Origin of the sequence: Bradyrhizobium sp. Arg816 (genome assembly GCF_029989365.1) — a bacterium.
GTDB lineage: Bacteria > Pseudomonadota > Alphaproteobacteria > Rhizobiales > Xanthobacteraceae > Bradyrhizobium.
Genome location: NZ_JAPRAQ010000002.1, coordinates 516,672 through 533,779, shown reverse-complemented (window position 1 = coordinate 533,779; position 17,108 = coordinate 516,672). Strand labels below are relative to the sequence as shown.

26 protein-coding genes and 1 tRNA gene are annotated in these 17,108 nt (G+C 61.0%); 13 read left to right on the top strand and 14 right to left on the bottom strand.

Going from position 1 to position 17,108, the window contains the following annotated elements; translation table 11 throughout:
* Positions 1–66 precede the first annotated feature (66 nt).
* Positions 67–141 (bottom strand) — tRNA-Glu (locus tag OWC48_RS07580).
* 225 nt (positions 142–366) lie between these two features.
* Between OWC48_RS07580 and OWC48_RS07575 the strand changes: the two genes are divergently transcribed.
* The 3 genes from OWC48_RS07575 to OWC48_RS07565 are packed head-to-tail and all read left to right on the top strand — an operon-like array spanning position 367 to position 1,096.
* Complete coding sequence (locus OWC48_RS07575; protein ID WP_282519399.1) at positions 367–621, top strand: PilZ domain-containing protein; 255 nt, start codon at positions 367–369, stop codon at positions 619–621.
* Positions 622–677: 56 nt separating this feature from the next.
* Positions 678–923, top strand: a complete 246-nt coding sequence (locus OWC48_RS07570) for a hypothetical protein (RefSeq protein WP_282519398.1) — start codon at positions 678–680, stop codon at positions 921–923.
* Positions 924–928: 5 nt separating this feature from the next.
* A complete protein-coding gene (locus OWC48_RS07565) occupies positions 929–1,096 on the top strand; it encodes a hypothetical protein (protein ID WP_014495480.1) in 168 nt (55 codons plus the stop codon).
* A gap of 133 nt (positions 1,097–1,229) precedes the next feature.
* Here OWC48_RS07565 and OWC48_RS07560 read toward each other — a convergent pair whose 3' ends face one another.
* The 3 genes from OWC48_RS07560 to OWC48_RS07550 form a co-directional block, all read right to left on the bottom strand.
* On the bottom strand, positions 1,230–1,868 hold the full coding sequence (locus OWC48_RS07560) for a glutathione S-transferase family protein (RefSeq protein ID WP_282519397.1): 639 nt from the start codon (positions 1,866–1,868) through the stop codon (positions 1,230–1,232).
* 422 nt (positions 1,869–2,290) lie between these two features.
* The gene (locus OWC48_RS07555; protein WP_282519396.1) at positions 2,291–2,743 is read right to left on the bottom strand and encodes a VOC family protein; all 453 of its coding nucleotides are present in this window, start codon (positions 2,741–2,743) and stop codon (positions 2,291–2,293) included.
* 252 nt (positions 2,744–2,995) lie between these two features.
* Complete coding sequence (locus tag OWC48_RS07550; RefSeq protein WP_282519395.1) at positions 2,996–4,600, bottom strand: MASE4 domain-containing protein; 1,605 nt, start codon at positions 4,598–4,600, stop codon at positions 2,996–2,998.
* Positions 4,601–5,015: 415 nt separating this feature from the next.
* Between OWC48_RS07550 and OWC48_RS07545 the strand changes: the two genes are divergently transcribed.
* The 4 genes from OWC48_RS07545 to OWC48_RS07530 all read left to right on the top strand — a co-directional run bounded on the left by OWC48_RS07545 (position 5,016) and on the right by OWC48_RS07530 (position 7,173).
* Complete coding sequence (locus OWC48_RS07545) at positions 5,016–5,222, top strand: hypothetical protein (RefSeq protein ID WP_282519394.1); 207 nt, start codon at positions 5,016–5,018, stop codon at positions 5,220–5,222.
* Between the two features lie 5 nt (positions 5,223–5,227).
* Positions 5,228–5,941: a hypothetical protein gene (locus OWC48_RS07540; protein ID WP_282519393.1), complete on the top strand. Its 714-nt coding sequence runs from the start codon at positions 5,228–5,230 to the stop codon at positions 5,939–5,941.
* A gap of 150 nt (positions 5,942–6,091) precedes the next feature.
* Entirely contained in the window at positions 6,092–6,226 is a 135-nt protein-coding gene (locus OWC48_RS07535; protein ID WP_282519392.1) for a hypothetical protein, read from the top strand.
* Between the two features lie 167 nt (positions 6,227–6,393).
* Positions 6,394–7,173, top strand: coding sequence for a hypothetical protein (locus OWC48_RS07530; RefSeq protein ID WP_282519391.1), 780 nt, complete (start codon positions 6,394–6,396; stop codon positions 7,171–7,173).
* Between the two features lie 157 nt (positions 7,174–7,330).
* Here OWC48_RS07530 and OWC48_RS07525 read toward each other — a convergent pair whose 3' ends face one another.
* Both OWC48_RS07525 and OWC48_RS07520 read right to left on the bottom strand, forming a co-directional pair.
* Positions 7,331–8,428 (bottom strand): trypsin-like serine protease, encoded by a 1,098-nt coding sequence (locus OWC48_RS07525; RefSeq protein ID WP_161495823.1) that lies wholly within the window; start codon positions 8,426–8,428, stop codon positions 7,331–7,333.
* A gap of 477 nt (positions 8,429–8,905) precedes the next feature.
* Entirely contained in the window at positions 8,906–9,091 is a 186-nt protein-coding gene (locus tag OWC48_RS07520; protein ID WP_282519390.1) for a hypothetical protein, read from the bottom strand.
* Between the two features lie 243 nt (positions 9,092–9,334).
* Between OWC48_RS07520 and OWC48_RS07515 the strand changes: the two genes are divergently transcribed.
* Both OWC48_RS07515 and OWC48_RS07510 read left to right on the top strand, forming a co-directional pair.
* Complete coding sequence (locus OWC48_RS07515; RefSeq protein ID WP_282519389.1) at positions 9,335–9,535, top strand: hypothetical protein; 201 nt, start codon at positions 9,335–9,337, stop codon at positions 9,533–9,535.
* Positions 9,535–9,813: a hypothetical protein gene (locus tag OWC48_RS07510; protein ID WP_282519388.1), complete on the top strand. Its 279-nt coding sequence runs from the start codon at positions 9,535–9,537 to the stop codon at positions 9,811–9,813. Before OWC48_RS07515 ends, OWC48_RS07510 begins: the two co-directional genes overlap by 1 nt.
* 468 nt (positions 9,814–10,281) lie before the next feature.
* On the opposite strand, the gene OWC48_RS07505 is transcribed toward OWC48_RS07510, so the two are convergent.
* Positions 10,282–10,458 carry a hypothetical protein gene (locus tag OWC48_RS07505; RefSeq protein WP_254119220.1) on the bottom strand — a complete coding sequence of 59 codons (177 nt, stop codon included), beginning with the start codon at positions 10,456–10,458 and terminating at the stop codon, positions 10,282–10,284.
* A gap of 593 nt (positions 10,459–11,051) precedes the next feature.
* Here OWC48_RS07505 and OWC48_RS07500 point away from each other — a divergent pair.
* The gene (locus tag OWC48_RS07500) at positions 11,052–11,390 is read left to right on the top strand and encodes a DUF1214 domain-containing protein (RefSeq protein WP_282519387.1); all 339 of its coding nucleotides are present in this window, start codon (positions 11,052–11,054) and stop codon (positions 11,388–11,390) included.
* Between the two features lie 64 nt (positions 11,391–11,454).
* On the opposite strand, the gene pip is transcribed toward OWC48_RS07500, so the two are convergent.
* From pip to OWC48_RS07485, 3 genes are all read right to left on the bottom strand, one after another.
* Positions 11,455–12,408 (bottom strand): prolyl aminopeptidase, encoded by a 954-nt coding sequence (gene pip / locus OWC48_RS07495; protein WP_282519386.1) that lies wholly within the window; start codon positions 12,406–12,408, stop codon positions 11,455–11,457.
* Positions 12,409–12,580: 172 nt separating this feature from the next.
* The gene (locus OWC48_RS07490; RefSeq protein WP_282519385.1) at positions 12,581–12,883 is read right to left on the bottom strand and encodes a hypothetical protein; all 303 of its coding nucleotides are present in this window, start codon (positions 12,881–12,883) and stop codon (positions 12,581–12,583) included.
* A 163-nt stretch (positions 12,884–13,046) separates the two neighbouring features.
* The gene (locus tag OWC48_RS07485) at positions 13,047–13,541 is read right to left on the bottom strand and encodes a hypothetical protein (RefSeq protein ID WP_282519384.1); all 495 of its coding nucleotides are present in this window, start codon (positions 13,539–13,541) and stop codon (positions 13,047–13,049) included.
* A 351-nt stretch (positions 13,542–13,892) separates the two neighbouring features.
* Between OWC48_RS07485 and OWC48_RS07480 the strand changes: the two genes are divergently transcribed.
* Together OWC48_RS07480 and OWC48_RS07475 are read left to right on the top strand one after the other, a co-directional pair.
* Positions 13,893–14,189, top strand: a complete 297-nt coding sequence (locus tag OWC48_RS07480; RefSeq protein ID WP_007591377.1) for an HU family DNA-binding protein — start codon at positions 13,893–13,895, stop codon at positions 14,187–14,189.
* 117 nt (positions 14,190–14,306) lie between these two features.
* Positions 14,307–14,483, top strand: coding sequence for a DUF2934 domain-containing protein (locus tag OWC48_RS07475; protein WP_282519383.1), 177 nt, complete (start codon positions 14,307–14,309; stop codon positions 14,481–14,483).
* A 294-nt stretch (positions 14,484–14,777) separates the two neighbouring features.
* Here the strand turns inward: OWC48_RS07475 and OWC48_RS07470 are convergent, their stop codons facing one another.
* Together OWC48_RS07470 and OWC48_RS07465 are read right to left on the bottom strand one after the other, a co-directional pair.
* Complete coding sequence (locus OWC48_RS07470; protein ID WP_282519382.1) at positions 14,778–15,005, bottom strand: hypothetical protein; 228 nt, start codon at positions 15,003–15,005, stop codon at positions 14,778–14,780.
* Positions 15,006–15,328: 323 nt separating this feature from the next.
* Positions 15,329–15,676, bottom strand: coding sequence for a hypothetical protein (locus OWC48_RS07465; protein WP_282519603.1), 348 nt, complete (start codon positions 15,674–15,676; stop codon positions 15,329–15,331).
* Between the two features lie 580 nt (positions 15,677–16,256).
* Here OWC48_RS07465 and OWC48_RS07460 point away from each other — a divergent pair.
* Entirely contained in the window at positions 16,257–16,454 is a 198-nt protein-coding gene (locus OWC48_RS07460) for a hypothetical protein (RefSeq protein ID WP_282519381.1), read from the top strand.
* Here OWC48_RS07460 and OWC48_RS07455 read toward each other — a convergent pair.
* On the bottom strand, positions 16,451–16,576 hold the full coding sequence (locus OWC48_RS07455; RefSeq protein ID WP_282519380.1) for a hypothetical protein: 126 nt from the start codon (positions 16,574–16,576) through the stop codon (positions 16,451–16,453). The genes OWC48_RS07460 and OWC48_RS07455 overlap by 4 nt on opposite strands.
* Positions 16,577–16,655: 79 nt before the next feature.
* Entirely contained in the window at positions 16,656–16,922 is a 267-nt protein-coding gene (locus tag OWC48_RS07450; RefSeq protein ID WP_175627352.1) for a hypothetical protein, read from the bottom strand.
* Positions 16,923–17,108 lie beyond the last annotated feature (186 nt).

Below are 17,108 nucleotides of genomic sequence, written 5' to 3'. Positions count from 1 at the left end.
CCATACCCGTATATTGGACAGGTGTTGGACACGGCGGCGGAGGAGGCGGCAAGTGATTGATTTTGTTGGCGCTCCCTAGCGGAATCGAACCGCTCTCTCCACCGTGAAAGGGTGGCGTCCTAACCGATAGACGAAGGGAGCAAACACAAGGCCCCGCCGCTTTTCGCGGCACGGCCGCCGGCCACCCGAGTCGAGCCCGGCGGCTGCAGCGGGCGAACGTATAGTGGCCTTTGGCGCCGTGGGCAAGCCGTTCGGGAACGGTCTTTTGACACCGGTGGATAGCCCACAGCCCCGTTACATTCGCAGGCGATTTCAACGGTTTCTTAGGCCCCCTGAGCTAGCGCTGGAACCGGAGAGATTTTGTCCATGCCCCAGCCCAAGAAGCGCGCAGCCCGCAAATCGCTGTCGCGGCACGCCTGGATCACGCTCGACGGAGGGTTCGCGGCGCGGCATTGCCTGGTCCAGGACATCTCCGATACCGGCGCGAAGATCACGATGGACGAGGACGCGACCCAGCTCCCGGGCGTGATCCGGATGGCGTTCGCGCGCGATGCCCGCACCGGGCGGAGCTGCCAGGTGGTCTGGCGCCGCGGCAAATCGGCCGGCGTCAAGTTCATCTGATCCCGGACGAGGCGACCCGGATGGCGCGTGGCGCCGGTCCGGGCTAGAACGGCTGCATGCGCGCGCCGCTCCTCATCCTCATCCCGTTGCTGGCCACCTCCGCGGCCGCAGCCGAGGCCCTGCGCCTTCCGCCTGCCGAGCGGCCGCAGGCCGGCAAGGCGCTGCCGCTGAAGGGCGCGGGCGGTGCAGCCAAGGCCGGCTCCTGCGCCGCCTATGGCCCGCGCTTCGTCATGGTCGAGAGCACCGGCACCTGCGTGAAGATCGGCGGCTCGGTCAGCGTCGAGACCACGGTCAGGCGCTGAAGCCGATGCCGCCGGATCTCATGCGGCCCGACATCATCGTCCCCTTCGTGATGTATTGCGCGCTGCTGTTGTGGGTCGGCCGCGGCCTGAGCTGGACGGCCAAGCTCGCCACCGCCGCCGTGACGCTGGTGCTGATCATCTGCGTGCTGCTGGTCGAGCGCGGCTGGCGCTAGGCACCACCTAAAACAAAAAAACGCTAAAACAACCCCATGCACAGTAGCCGTCAAGTCCCGGCGCGGCGCTTGATGCGTGCGTCATGACGACGATTCATCGCGCGTTCAGCGCAGCTTAGGCCGCGCCGCCGGCTCACGACATCGGCGGTGCGACAAACTGGGCAAATCCGGGCCGCTTGCCGAGCTCGGCGAGCCAGCGCGTCAGATGCGGCTGGGCCGGGCGGGTGATGCCCTCGACGCCGAGCCAGCGCCGCGCATAGGCGCCGACCGCGATGTCGGCCAGCGTGAACTGGTCGCCGTCGATGAAGCGGCGCGACGAGAGCAGGCGGTCGGCGATGGCCCAGACCTCGGCGGCGGCATCGGCATCCCGCTGCACCTGGATCATGTCGCGCTCGGCGGGCGGCGTGCGCACGATGCCCCAGAACACCGGGCGGTCGACCGGCTGCACCATCGACAGCGTCCAGTCGAGCCAGCGGTCGACGCTGGTGCGCAGCTTCGCGGCTTCGGGATAGAGCGGCGTGCCGCGGCCATGCGCGAGGCAGAGATAGCGCATGATGGAGTTCGATTCCCACAGCACGAAGTCGCCCTCGACCAGCGTCGGGATCCGCGCATTGGGATTCATCGCGAGATAGTCGGCCTCGCGGGTCTTGCCGAAACTCATGCCGGCATCGATGCGCTCATAGGGCAGGTCGAGCTCGGCGAGGCACCACAGCACCTTCTGCACGTTGACCGAGTTGGCGCGGCCCCAGATCGTCCGCTTGGTGTCCGGCATGAAGTTCTCCCGCGGCGTTTTCGGTTTCGTAGCCCGGATGGAGCGAAGCGAAATCCGGGGTGCTTCGGCTGCAGCGGTCCCGGATTACGCTTCGCTCCATCCGGGCTACGAGCAAGCTCGCGCGCGTGATAGCCGAATTCCTCAGGCGGAGCGACGGCGATTGCGGCGCGCCCCTCATGCAAAAAGCTCCGCCGTCGGCGGAGCTTTCATTGCAAGCCAAACTCGGCAAATCGAACTTGGCAAATCGAATCTGGCAGATCGAGCCCGATGATCAGTGGCCGAAGAACAGCCACAGCAGAATGATCACAGGAATCGGCACGCCAAGCATCCACAGCAACAGTCCTCGTCCCATTGTGTCCTCCTCCAATCGTTATGTCGGAGGGACAACACCGGTCGCGAGGGCTGGTTCCTGTGGCGCGGCCCTACCAATGGCCGGTATTCGGCATCGACGACCACGGCTCGGCCGGCGCCTTCGGCTCGCCCTTCTGCAGCAGCTCGATCGAGTGCAGATCCGGCGAGCGGACGAAGGCCATGTTGCCGTCGCGCGGGGGACGGTTGATGGTGACGCCGGCCTTCATCAGCTGCGCGCAGGTGGCGTAGATGTCGTCGACCTCATAGGCGAGATGGCCGAAGAAGCGGTCCTCGCCGTAGGTCTCCTCGTCCCAATTGTAAGTGAGCTCGACCAGCGGCGCGCCGCGCGTTTGCGGCTGCTTCTTCAGCGCCTCGAGATCGTCCGCCGAGCACAGGAAGACGAGCGTGAAGCGCCCCTTGTCATTCTCGATCCGCCGTACCTCCTTCAAGCCCAGCGCATCCTGGTAAAACTTCAGCGCGGCATCGAGATTGCGCACGCGCAGCATGGTGTGGAGGTATCGCATGGTTGTTGCTCCCTTGAACGGATGGGGTTTTGCTTTGGGCCGGGGCGGCGGGGGTAGGAGATAGCAGGAAAGTGGGGCGAGGGGCAGGGGGCGCAGGCACATCTGCGTGAGGGAGAGACGCTGGGCGCGGCAAGCTAGGACGTGTACTCATTAAACGGTTGGCCGACTGATGTCCGCTCAACCCCCAACAGCGGCGGAAGAGCGGACGTTGTCCAAGGTCGCACAAGGGCCAAAGTCGGACTCAGGCGGCTACTAGGATGGGCTGTCCGAGTCTACCGGAACCGTGAAGTGAAAAATGGCGCCGCGGCCTTTATCGGCGGTCACCCATACTTGTCCTTCATGCGCCTCGATGATCGACCGGCAGATTGACAGCCCCATGCCCATGCCATCCGTTTTGGTCGTGAACATCGGGTTGAATATCCGATCCACGGCGCCGCCGGGCTCTAGACCCTCCCCCGTGTCTTCTACCGATACCATCACGTGTCTGGAGTGATGGACTTCAGACCTTATGGATAGGACCCGCTCCCCATTCTTCTTGGCCATGGAGTCAATTGCGTTCGTAATCAAATTCACCAGCACTTGCTGGAGCTGAACCTGTTCGCCTCTTATCCGCGGCAGCCGTTTGTTAACGTCGGCTTGAACGGCGACCCGATGTCTCCGCAATTGGTCACGGACGACGGTCAGAGCTTCCTGGATGACATCGTCGATATCGAGCGAAGTCCGGGTCCGTGCACCCGTCTTGAAATGCATCCGGATATTTTCAATCACGGCATCCGCACGGTGTCCGGTGGTCACGACGCGCCGAAATGCATTCCTGGCACTATCGAGGTCAGGCTCGACACGATCAAGCCAGTGCAATCCCGCGTTGGCACTGGCTATGATCGCCGTTAATGGCTGTTTGATTTCGTGGGCAATTGAAGCCGAGACGGCGTCGCCGGTCATCAGCCGCGCCTCACGTTCGCGACGTTGCGCCAGGACCGCGCCGAGCAGCTGCGCGTGAAGCGTCGTTATCTCATACAGCAGGACAAAGAGTACAAGAATGCTGGACACGAACCCGAAGACCCGGCCAGCATACCAGCCGGCGCTGAACCGGGCAAAACCGGGAAACGAGACCAGATAGATCTCAATTGCATATGCGCAAACAACCACCATCAGCCACAGATCGAGCACCGAACGCTGGCGCATCCAGAGCAAAGTGAGCGCAACTACGTTCCACAGGATTAGACAACTGGCAATATAGAGCGCGAGGTTAGAAAAATGGACCGGGTCGAGCATGATGCGGGGCAAGTATGCCTCACCCACTGTGACAAGAACTGTCACGGCACACACAACGGCTGACGTCATCGCAACACTCGAAAGAATCGTCGCGCCCACTGAGCCCTCCCACAATCGCTTGGGCGGATCGGCAACCTTCAAAAGGGTATATGCGATGACGAACGTAGGAAAACCGGCGTACCTCAGAGCGTTGAGCCAATCCGTGCTCTGTAGCCCCGCGCCAAGCAGGCCAACTGGCGCGAACGCCCCTGGAAAGACCAGCATCCAGGGGACAAGCATGAGCCCCGTGAAGAGATACCCGGTTGAGATTGCGAGGAGGGCACTCGAACGCAGGGTGGCGAACTGGTTGAACAGCAGGACCGCGGTGATCATGTCATTCACGAACATCGCCGTGCCGTAGGCCGGGACGAAGCTATCGATCCTCGCCAGCTGGACGTTCGAGAGCGCCCCTGCCAAGATTAAGACGACGCCCAGGAAAGCGAGCATGACCGCAAGGGCAAGCCGTTTCTGCGCCCGGCCGGGCGGTACGGTCGCAAGGGCGAAAGACTGATCCTCCGGGACAATGACGGCGGGTTTCATCATCGGAGCGAATCTTCCCAGCGGCTGGAACGCGCGGCACGAAGCTGCCCTGAGTTTCGTCTGGACGGAGCGTATGTTTTCGAGACGATGTTTTCAACTTGCCGAAGACGCGCTTGCAGGGTTTCAGTGGCCTGCTGCTAGTCCGGACCGGGCGGCACTTAAAGGTCCGCTTCGGGTCAAAACCGGTGATGCTCTGATCGATCCGAATATTTCCGCTTAGTCCCAAGATCGGACATCTGCGAGTTAATGAGTACACGCCCTAGCTAAGCGTGGACGGCCGAGCCGCAGCGTCGGCCGGGACTCGCGGATGAGTTCAATGCACTGTCACCGCTTTTCGTAAATGAGCAAGCCCGGTCCTGCCGATGAACCATCCTCAATGTCACGGTCACTAATGCCCATATCTGGAAGGTATTTCGCCGTGAAATGGTTCAAGCGATATGCAATTGGCTGCCTGATCTGGTTGATCCTCGGCGGCATCAACGATGGCTACAGACGGCCCGGCGAAGACATGCGTTGGGGCGCTATCGTCATGGTGGCGGGTTTTTGGCCAATCGTGACCGCCGTCATCGTTGGCAGCTCTGTTGGCGAGGTTGCGCACAAGATCAATGAAGGGAATCTGGGGTGACTGACGTGTCCGACACCCAGAAACTGATGCCCGCACTCTCGACGCCTAGGCGCGACCTGCTGAGGCGAGAAATATATAGGCAATTCGGAGTTGATGGTCGAAAGACGCTCTTCTTGCTCCTTCTCCTTTTCGCGATCCCCGCGGACGACTGCTCCGCGCAGACACCGCCGCCCCCAGTCGACGAACATGCGTTCGAGCGCGTGCCGCCGACAGTCGTGAAGAGATTGGCGACCCGCTTTTCGCTAGGCGCATTCGCCGGCCGCTTCGAAGAGACGCGGCTCGGCGCGGTTCGCGAAGCCGTGGGCGAAGGGACCATCCGACACCAAGGCGACGCTGGAGATAGCATCTATTGGCTGTGTTATCGGCGCGCGCAGCATCGATTATGGGTGGTGTCCAGCGGAGAGATGGGCGGCCCGGACCATCTCGTCACGGAGATCGTTGAAGAGCTCACCGAGAACGACGCCGGGGCCTCGGCCGATTGCGCCATCATCCCGGAAAAGTTCTCGCCCGTCGTCCTCGACAGCAAGCTGCATTTAGGTATGTCGCGTCAGGAGGTCATCACGGCGTTGGGACCGCCGTCGAAGTCGGAAGCTGCTCAGATCGTGTATTCTCACGAGGGAAAGCTCGCAGACGGTTTCGATGAGACCGCTTGGCTCATTCTCGGATTTGGTGAGGACAAGCTCGTGTCCATGCGCGGCGGCAAGACCACGACGAATTGAAGTGGCTGGAGTTACGGTGACAGTGCACTCAATTGGCGCTAGCACCAAGCTGTCGGCCGAAGCCCCAGAGTCAGTAGGGCTGGCGATCGGGAATCAATTTAGTGCACTGTCACCGCAACGCGCGCTGACGCTGATCAGGGACCGCTTCTCGTGTTCGCCGACCTGCTCGACAGTTCGCCGGAGGTAGGCCTGTTCACTCAGGAGCGCGCCGCGGAGAGTACCGGTCGTCCACTGGGAGACGACCGCTTCATCGCCCGCCTCGAGCGACTGACCGGGCGGCTCTAAGCGTGGACCGAAGCCGCAGGGCGGTCGGCGACGCCGAATGAATTTGATGCGCTGTCACCGCAATTGTCAGCAAGCGGGAGCAGTTGATAGCCAGCTACGCCCGGTAGCATAACCCACGGAGTTGGTTAGAATAGTGCTCTCCGGGGCGTTTTTTCTTTGAGAACAACATGGTGTTCGATACGGACTATCTCGGCCGCTCTCTCGACAATCGGTTACCCGATGTCCACGAAGCGGTAACACGCGACGTGAAGGCGCTGCAGAACAAGCACGCCGCTGCGGGAAGATTGAAGAGCGGGGCAACCCTTATTGCCTTTGAGGACATCGCGACGAACCTGCTCAAATCGACGATCACGGATGCGTCGAAATTCACCTTTGAGTTCACTGGGGGCCACGAGCCTGGAGCCTTAGTGTATCTCAAGAACTTCGCTGACCGGGTGCAGCACCTGATCTGGGCGGAGATCACTGAAAAGGCCGAACGACTGGGATTGGGAGAGGTTAGCACCAACCATCTCGAAATGGTCCGTGGTAAACTGGACCGGTTCAAACAGCAAGCTTTGGACGATTTCTCACACGGGATGCAAGGGAGTGAGCGGTTGAAGAAAGATCCTGTGGTCAACGCGGTCATCAATCAGTCCAATAGTCCAGGTGCGGTGGCGCAGGTGGGAGCGGGGACGTTTTCCCAATCGGCATTTGTTCAACAACAGCATCAGCTAATTGAGGCCATCGACCAAGCGATAAACTCCCCAGAGTTCGCCGCCCTGAACCCCGATCAACAGCAAGGCTTTCGGGACATCGCTGATGTCCTCAAAGCGGAAGCATCAACTGCAAAGCCGGACACCGGCAAACTTCAGCGATGGGGCAAGACCCTCGTTACGTTCGCGGCCGATATCGGGATGAAGGCTGCAAGCAGCACGATTGCACAAGTGTTGACCAAGATATTCACCTAGGGGCGCCCAGTGACTACGCGATAAGTCGGCGTCCCGACGTTGGAAATTACGGTGACAGTGCACTCAATTGATGCTGTCCGCCAAACGCGGTCCGAAGCCGCAAGCCAACAGGGTGCCGATGGCGAATGAATTTGATGCACTGTCACCGCAATTCCGCCTATCGCTTGTCTCCCGTCACCTGTTCGCCCGGCAGGTTAGGCACGGCTTTCCGGATCCAGTCTGCATAGGACGACACGCGAGTGTAGACACCGAGGCCCGCCTTGGGGCTGTTGCAATCCTCGCCCAAACTGACGATCCCGACTTGATATTTCCGGCCCGCGCTGTTCAGCAGCACTGCCGGTCCTCCGGCACCCCGGTGCGCACATGCAACGGCGCCACCGTGTTCGAAGCCAGCGCAAAAGGTCCCCTCGGGCATGACCTTGCCTGGATACATTGCGGCACACATTGCGGCGTTGGCGATCGGGACCGGACTCTGCAGAAGGCTTGCCGGTTGCGATTTGAAGTCGAACCCTGCGACCAGGGTCAGTTCGCCAATTCTCGGATCAGCCGATTTCTGGGTTGCAATCGTGATGAAGGGCGGCGGCAATGCCGTGCCGATTTCAAGAATGGCGATGTCATCCCGCGCGGTGTCCTCCGAAAACGTGGGATGAACGACGAACTTGGTGACCGGAATCCGCCGGCCAATTCTGACGTTTGGTCCATTATCGGTCGCGGTGGCCACCTCGAACTTGCCGCGCCGTTCACCGGACATGCAGTTGGCGGCCGACAGCACCGCCTTCGGAGCAATCACGGTCCCGTTGCAAATGAACGTGCCGTCCTCAAAGACGGACACCAGCCAGGGCCATTCCGCAGCGGACGTGCCGGTTCCCCCGAGTATCGCCGGCGAAACGGACGATGGCAGCGGCGCACGCTGCTTGGAGAGAATCTCGACTTCTTCGTCGGGAACGGAGACCGGCGAGAGCTTGAACAGCACCCGGTAGGCCCAGTTCGTAATAACAATGTTGGCATCCGGTGTTACGCTGGACGCGACGTCCTTCGCGATCTTGACGTACTCCAGGTCGATCTTCTTTTTCTCGATCTCGCCCTGTCGATTATTGAGGATCTCGTTGCCGAAATATCCGATGAGCGCCACCACGATCGGGATCAGGAGCGGGACCGATATGCGCGAGATTTGCTCGAGCGTGTCGAGCGGTTGCCGATTCCGGGCCGGCGCTTTCTCAGTCGCAACCTGAGAATCGTCCTTGGGGGTCGCCATCGATCCGGGCTCCTGTACGGAACACCTTCTCCACCCCAGCCCAACGCCGCGCCCTGCGGAACATGAATAGCTTAACGACCGCATCTTCTGGTCGCAAGCGGCGAAGTAGCCTGCGGGACTTTCTACCTATGGGCCTACCAGCCCGTCACCGGCGCCGGTGGACTCGGCGCCGATCGCGGCTTCGGAATTACGGTGACAGTGCACTTAATTGCGCTGCCGCCGAGCACCGACCGAAGCCGCGAGCCAGCTAGGTGGCGATCGCGAATGAATTCAGTGCACTATCACCGCAATTCGCGCGTCAACCAGGCCCCAGGGGATCTGGTCCGGCAATTCATAGGTGACGGCGGCGGTTGCGAAGGCAACGCGCGGGCCGCGCATGCGTGACCGTCTGTCCGCGCGAGGACATGACACGACGCGGCTGCAATATCAAAAAGGAGGATTGCGATGTGCGCGCGACAGCTAGCTCACTTGGCTAGCTCACTTGGCGTAACCTTGGGAACGGAGCCATGCGATCTTGCGATCGCCGTTGATCCAGTCGTCGGCATCTGCCTTGCTGGCGAATCCGGTGATTTCGCGCTGTTCGTGGTCGGGGTAGTCCGCCAGTATCTTCCAGTCGCTGTCTGAGAGGCGGACGGTTTTGAAGGTCACTCTTGCTTTGGCCATGCCGCACTATGCAGGGAATTCTCTCAAAAGAGAACCCGCCTTGCGGTGGGCTTTCCGTCAATCCGCATCGGCATCACTCACGGTGACGGAAAACCAATCCGGCCCGATCGGCCCGTTCCTCGGCGGTGATGGCTGTTTATGAGTGTCGAGCAGTGACCACGCCAGCAACCTATCAAACCGGCGCCCTCAATGGTCAAATCCTCGGCAGTTGAACCCCGGCAGAAGCGGGGGCGACTAAACGCCATGGCCGCTTTCCTTGCAGAACTTCTGTTTGATCTCGTCGGAAGCCTCGTCGGTAGCTGGCTGAGACAGGCTGCGGCGGCGGTTTGTGCGTGGCTCGATACGAAGATTCACGGCCGCGCGGCGCGCTTTGTCGTGGGCGGCCTTCTCGGGCTCGCCGCCTATTTCCTCGTTCCTGTTATCGCCGGGCTGCTGGGGTTTTGATGCTCTCCGTGAAAGCCAACTTCATCATCGCATTGGCTATCGGGGCGCTCATCTCCTCAGTGCTCCTCGCCATCGAGCCGCTGACCGACTTCGCTTTTCTTTCGCTGGAATGGCCCGGCATCACCGTAGCGTATTTGTTCTGGGGAGCGGTCGGAGGCTCCAGCTTCGCAGGGATCGCCATATCCTGGGTCGTGAATGCACTCACCTACGGTCTTTGTGCTTTCGCCATTCTCAGTGTTCTCAGCGCTCTCAGGCTGCTGGCCGGGCCGAAGACTTGAGAAGCGTGGCTGCCTCCTGGAGTTTATGAAGGCTGTTCCGGACAAAGGCGCAGCGGAGATCCACGCCATGATGAGGGCGGCATGAAGCGCTGGCTTCAAAGCATCGGAAAGATTGCGAGGATTGCTGCGCTTTGCGGGACCGTTGCGTGGCTTGTGCTTTTGACTGTCTCACCCCAGCAGCCGGATGCCGCGCATCCTGAACGCTACGCGCACCGACACGATGTCCGGTATGTGAGCCAGGAGATGGGATCGACTCTGCGAATTCTGCTCGGCTCGACGTTTGCTCTGGTCCTGGTGGCGTTCGGATGTCACTTCGCGACCAGGGACATGCGAGATGGGACGTAGCCGCGGCGTGTTCGTCGCTGCTGGACCCTGCTTCGCATCGCGCCGAGGAGCGCTGCGTCCGGGCAGGAGCGCACATGAAAAGCCGCCCCTGACATGGCCAGGGGCGGTCTTCGAAAAGTCGGTCTAGTGACCGGTGCCGGGCTTCGTCGTCTTCGGCGGCTTGCCGTCTTCGACGCGGCCTTCGTTCCTGAGGTCACGACCCTCCTGAGCCTTCTTCTGGCTCTCGGGCGACTTGCCGTGCTCGTTCAGCTCTTCCTTGATGTAGCCGGCGGCTTCCTTGGCTTTACCTTCAACGCTCATTGCAATCTCCTCATCTGGAGATGGGTCAATGTGCGGGAGAGCCAACCGTTCCTATGCGCCGGTCATCGTGAGGATGCGCTTGCCGTCGGCAACTACGCAGCAATCCGTCGTTCGACAGGCGCAGTCAGATATCTGAGCATCCGCGCATGCTCGAGGTCGGGAACCGCAGCCGCCGTATTCGGGCGAAGTTGAAATAGATCATCCTTGATGATGTGCATAGTCGATACCGGAAAATGTTGCTTGCAGTCTCTTCGGTAGGAAAGAGCCGCAAAGGATAGTCAGTCGTTCAATCATTGACACATAAGGAGACGCGCAAATGAGGAAGCTTGCTTCGGTAGGATTGATCGCCGCGGCCATGTTCGCTAATCCGGCCATGGCCGCGTGGTACGACCAGAACGGCGCAGCCGTCCATCCGTCCCGCGTCGTTCACTGCATCCGGGCTCCAGACGTTGGCAGTTTTGCCGGAGCTCCGTTCAATAAGCCTCCCTGCGAACCGGCAACCTGGCGTCGGGCGGCGTGGCACGACAAAACCGGTGCAGTCGTCCCTGCCTCCAACGTCGTTCACTGTGTCCGGGCTCCAGACGTTGGCAGTTATGCCGGAGGTCCGTTCAATAAGCCTCCCTGCGAACCGGCAATTTGGCGCTGAGGGGCCAGGTAACACAAAAAAGCGCTTATGGCTGGGCGAAGTCCGACGCTGCCTTCTTCGACCTCTACACCGACTTGCTCGAAGGGAGCGGCAAGATGCCGCCAACGTTCCCTGCGAAGTGAATGTTCAATGTCGGGACGGTTCGTTGACGCTGCGCGCTGGCGCCAAAATCGCCGAGCGCAGACAAGAGAGCAACTGGCTGCCCGCGAGTGGCCAGTTCTCGCTTTACATTCGCGTCTACTGGGCAGGCGTATCATCCGTTCGGCAGGCGCCGTCAGATATCTGAGCATCTGCGCATGCTCGAGGTCGGGAACCGCAATCGCCGTGTGGCTGTAGATCAATTACCGTTTCTACAGCTTCCCGAACTCATCCAGAGTTCTGATGACCAAAGGCATGAACTCATTGCCGCCGCCGTGGCCGGCGTCTCCGAGAATATGCAGCCTGGAAGTCGTCCATCGCTTGTGCAGTTGCCACGCCGTGGACAACGGTCCGCTGACGTCGAAACGGCCATGGATCAGGGCGCCGGGAATGCCGTTCAATCTCGATGCGTCGCGGATCAATTGATCCTCCTCGAGAAATGCGGCGTGGCGCCAATAGTGAGTGACCAGACGCGCAAATCGTAATCGAAACTCCGCGTCGTCAAATCGGGGATTTGGCCGATGTCCCGGGGTGAGCGAGACGTGCGCATCCTCCCACTCGCACCATGCCCGGGCGGCTCTGTCACGAACGGTCTCGTCGGCATCGGCAAGCAGGATTGCGTAGGCATCGACGAGCGGCATGCCGCGGAGATGCCGGGGGACAGTCTTGGAAAGGCGCTCCCATTCCCTTGGAAAGATGCGCCCGACATCCCTGGTGATCCATTGCACCTCTGCGCGCGATGTCGTCGTCACGAATCCGAGCGCCATCGCTTTGACGCGTCCCGGATGAGCTTGTGCGTAGGCCAGGCCAAGCGTGGTTCCCCAGGACAAGCCCAGGATGATCCAGCTTTCGACACCGAGCAGCTCGCGCAGCCTCTCGATGTCTGCGACAAGGTGAGAGGTGGTATTGCTTGCCAGGCTCGAACTCAACTGACTTGCGAGTGGAAGGCTGCGACCGGAGCCACGCTGATCGAACAGCACGGCTCTATAGACGTTCGGATCGAAAAATCGTCTTTGACCAACAGAGCAGCCCGTGCCCGGGCCGCCATGCAGGAAAAGCGCCGGCCTGCCCGTGGGATTGCCGCAACATTCCCAATATATCTGGTGGCCGTCCCCCACATCCAGCAAGCCAGTCTCATATGGCTCGATAGGCTGGAACTGAGCCATCGCTTTCTCCTGATGCCTTTTGGCAGCCCTTCTCTATAGCGGGCTTTGGCAGGCCGGATCCATAGGGTGAACGAATTGAGTGCGCGGTCGCCGGGGCGCACGAGCTGAACCGCCCCGGCATTGCCGAGAGCTATCGCGTATGAAGAAAACGCTGCTGGACGCTCGCCTGCAGCTAGGCTGCGACCCGCTGCTCGACGGGGGCCGTCAGATATTTGAGCACTTCGGCATGCTCCAGGTCAGGGACCGCAATCGCGGTATGACTGTAGGTCGTATGGGTCCGTGAGTTCGCGATTCTGTTCAGGATCTCTTTGCCCTTGATGACGTGGAGGCCCATGCCCTCCTGCGAGGGGAAGATCGCCAGCACCACGTCGTAGGCCGCGATGACGGCCTTGAGCGCTTCGGCCTTGTCCTCGGCGATGTCAACAAACACGCGAACATCTGCCGCGAGTTCACGCAGCTCGTCAAAATTCAGCACTGTGGGTTTACTCCAACGCAACGATACTGGCGGGGAGAGTGGATGGGTTAGGTTACCGAAGTCTCAACAAGGTGTGCCGGGCCGCAGGTTTCACGATGAGGTGACGCGTTGGCTGGGGATAACCGGATTGCGATGACGGTCCGCTCATTTCGGCGCAGCGCGGCTAGCGCTTGGCTTCGTCGTTGCGAAGCCTGTTATCCCAGGCCTCGTCCACGAGCTTCAAGGCGTTTCCGTCGTAGCTCAGCTTGAGCCCACGGCCGACGATCCACGTCCATCCCCCGCCGGCGTCCCTGGTCGGCCGGGCGTTGAACTGGTCGGAGATCGATTTGACGGCCGCGTCCTGCGGCCCCGGATTGTTCAACTCGGCATTGACGCGCCGGATGGGGTGGCCGGCGTCGACGTCGTCATTATAGACCGTGACCTTGGCGCCGTTGATTTCGCATTCGAGGATGTACGAAGCTCGACCCTGTCGGCAGCGGTAGTGACGTTGCGTGACGAGCTTGTTGGTCTCCTCGAATGTCATCCCGGGCGAAAAGCCGAAGATGTCGGATTTCTTGACCTGCGCCAGAGACGCAGGCTTCAAAAACTCCGGCTGGATGGCGACCAGGGCGGCGACCGCAACGACGATCAGGCCGGCGATAACAATGGCAATCTTCATCAGCCCCTCACGAGAAACATCCGACCATATACCAGCCGGCGCGCTCCACGAGGCAACCAAAAGCGAAAGCCCCGCCTGGGGGAAGCGGGGCTCGCTGATGGGGGTGAAGCTTGGGGACTTCAATTAGTTAGACGCGCCAGCGGCAGAATGGTTCAAAGCCAGCGCGGCAGCATGCCGCGACACTTTCACGGTAAGGGGTGGAACCCCCGCACAAGGCATGCTTGTGTTTTGGGCCTCAATGGGTTCTAAGCCCCGTGACTTCATGACCTCCGGCGTGAATCGGCATCACACTTGCGTGGTTCAGCCGCGTCCTGAGCAGGATTTGCTCGCCCGCACAAAAGGAATTCAGACATGGCGAAGATGACGAAAACTCAATTGATTGATGCAATTGCCGAGGGCACGCAGCTGTCGAAGAACGACGTGAAGTCGGTCATCGAGTACATGGCGACGGTCGGCTACAAGGAGCTCAACGAGTCCGGCGAGTTCGTCATTCCCGGCTTCGTCAAGATGTCGGTCGTGAACAAGCCGGCGACCGAAGCCCGCATGGGCGTCAATCCCTTCACCAAGGAGCCGATGCAGTTCGCGGCGAAGCCGGCGAGCAAGTCGGTGAAGGCCTCGCCGCTGAAGGTGGCCAAGGACTCCGTCTAAGCGGCCCGCGACGTCGTCGCGGCGCGGAGCGCCGCAACGACCGCCGGCTGGTGTGCTGGACACGGACAAGGAACTCTCGGGCGTCGTCAGGCTTTGCTTCCCAAAGGGAGACGTCACATGGCCAGTCTGAGCGAGGAACAGATCCGGGACCGCGCCTATCATCTCTGGCGGGAAGCCGGCGAGCCCGCGGGGAGGATGGACACTTTCTGGTATGAGGCCGAAAAGATGCTTCTCGCTGAGCGGGCCGCGCAAGGCGAAGTCCCGCCGGGGCTGAACGACAATTTGCCGGTCTGACGGTCAACAAAGGCCGCACAGAAATTTGCCGCGCGCCGGAACGTTGCCCGGCGTCCGGCGGTTGAGATCACGGCGACGGAATCTTGCGCGGAGCTGACAGTCGTCAAAGCAGCCACCCGGTGTAACGCCCGTGTGGCTGCTTTGTTGTTTGCTGCCTTGTTGTTCGAGGCGCGACAAAGAAAAACCCCGGCGTTGGGGACCGGGGCTTTTCAAAGCTGGACAGCCGCGTCGCACAGCCGCCAGCACCACTGAACTCGGCCCGACAACGCGGGGCGGGGACATTCGTTCCGGCCGCTACTCCGGCGACACCGACACATCGATGATCGCCGGCGGATCGATCTGGCGCTCGCGCCAGACGATGAATTCGCATTTGGGATTGAGCCACTGATATTCGGAGCCGCGCGCCTTCAGGTGCGCAAGCGCCGCATCGTGCGCCGTGGTCTCATCCGGTGCCTCGACCATGATCTCCACGGTCTCCTCGATCTGACGAACCACCTCGACGGCGTAGAATTTCCTGATCACGGTCCCTCGCTCCGGAATGGCTAACGGCGAGGGCGACGGCGCGTTCCCAAAAGAAAAACCCCGCGCTTGCGCACGGGGCTCTCTTGGCCGGCGGCGATGGGATTTCAGCGCCTTGCCGCCAGCGCCTCGAACTTAAGGTTGAAAACCCAAAAAGCAACCGCGCTGTGGCGACGGAGTGTTCGTCAGACGGCTTTCCACGCGAGTGGGCGCGGAAATCCCCAGTTTCCACGCTCCGCGCTGCGCCCGTCGAGTTCAAGGCGATATGCGTGGGAAATCGCGCGCGAGGGCTGGACTTTTTGTTCTCATTTTGTTCTAGTCGGTCATCACGTTGGAGGTGACGCATGACCATCGAGAAACAGCGCGAAGTGATCAGGCTCTGGAACCAGCTGAGGAAGGTCGAGGGGCCGGCCGCCGAAGAGCTCCGCATCCAGATCCTCGAATGTTTTTCCGAGAAGAGCAACGCCAAGCGAGCGGCGTGAGGCGCGCTGGCGGGCCACGACGGCGACCCAGTAAACGCGATCTCGCTCGCCGTTGAAAATCCTGCCGTTGAAAATCTTGCCGGTGAAGCCGTGACGGCGCGCGCCTTCATCGATCGTTAGGAGTCGCGCCGCGCTGATTTGCTCGACTCCGATTCGTTCTTTGCGAACGAAATGGAGTCGGATGCAGAACAAGGCGTGGCTTCTGTGTCGATGCGGGACAGGCCTCGTTGCCGCGCGTGCGCGTGATGCTTCGCACGATCCAGCCCTCATGTCCTCGCTATCGAATGAAGCGAGGGAGAGCGACATGGATGCGTGCTGGTTTCTTGCCGAGATCGTCAAAGTGTTCTGGTCCGACAGGCACACGCGGCTCCGCAAAGGCGGGCCCTCGGTGCCTCCCACCGAAGCCCGACGACACCGAGTGATCGGACCTTCGCTGCGATCGCGCGTTCGCTTTCGCGGCGATCCACACCACTTGTTAAGAGACGCTCCGCGCCGATTTCTTCGATTCCGATTCGTTCTTCGAGAACGAAATGCAGGCGAAGCTGGAACAAAGCCGTACCTGTCCAGGAGTTTTGGTGACGTGGTCTGAAGCGGCGCGCCGGGATCTCAAGAGCAGATGTCTCAAGCCTTGCGCAAACTCCTAACGAAAATTTGCGGGAAAGCCGATAACCCTATTCGGTTAGGTTAAAACCCCAATCGCGTTGCGCTTGCCGCTGCTTGGGATAGGTGTCTGACAAGGACAAGAAACGACTTTGCCAACGAGCACGTTTGCATGACACCTTTTTCAGAACCATCCTTTTTCCAGGGCGACCGCCACACCTACCGGCGCGTCGCCGTCGTCGGCTCGCTGTTCTGCCTCGCCTTCGTGGTGATCAGCTTCTCGCTGCGGCCGCAACTCGAGGACACGCGCGTCGCGGTCAAGGCCGACAGGCTGGTGCGCACGGCAGGCCACGCGCCTCACACCAATTAGCGCTCGTCACCATAGCTGCGATCGTCGGCGGAATGGCCCGGGCACGCGGTGCCGCGGCGCGCAAGCGCGACGAAGCCGGCATAGCCGGACAGGTTGAGCAGAATTTCAAGCCACGCGGGCATGTCGGGTCCCTTCTTGCGTGAAGAGGGCTCAACGTGCGCGCGAAACATTTGTTCCCTACCCGCGAGAAAACAAGCTGGCTTACAGCGGAGAGGAGGGGTCCAGCCGCCGGCCGAGGGTCGCAACCGACGCGCTCGACGGCTGCTCCTTGAGGAACTCGGCGATGGCCCGCGCCAGCTCGCCGTCGCTCATCGGCGTCGGCGGCGGGCGTAGCGCGCCGACGCCGAAGTTGCGGACGATCTCGTCGTAATGCTGGTCGCGCGATTTGGGAACGAGCCTGCGGATGCGCCCCAGCAAAGCGGATAGCGGCAATGTGTCCTCCTCGGCGTCCGTCCCGTTGGCAGCCATTGATGTCTGCTGCCATTTTCTTTCGCTGAAACCAAAAACCCCGCCAGCATCGCGGAGATGCTGACGGGGTCTTCATGCTGTCGCCTCTACCGGATAGCGGAGGCTTCCGCACTCAAAGAAGAAAACCGCGGAACGCGCATTCGTTCCACTCGTGCCGATATTTTTGTGCCGCCCGGGTTCCACTCC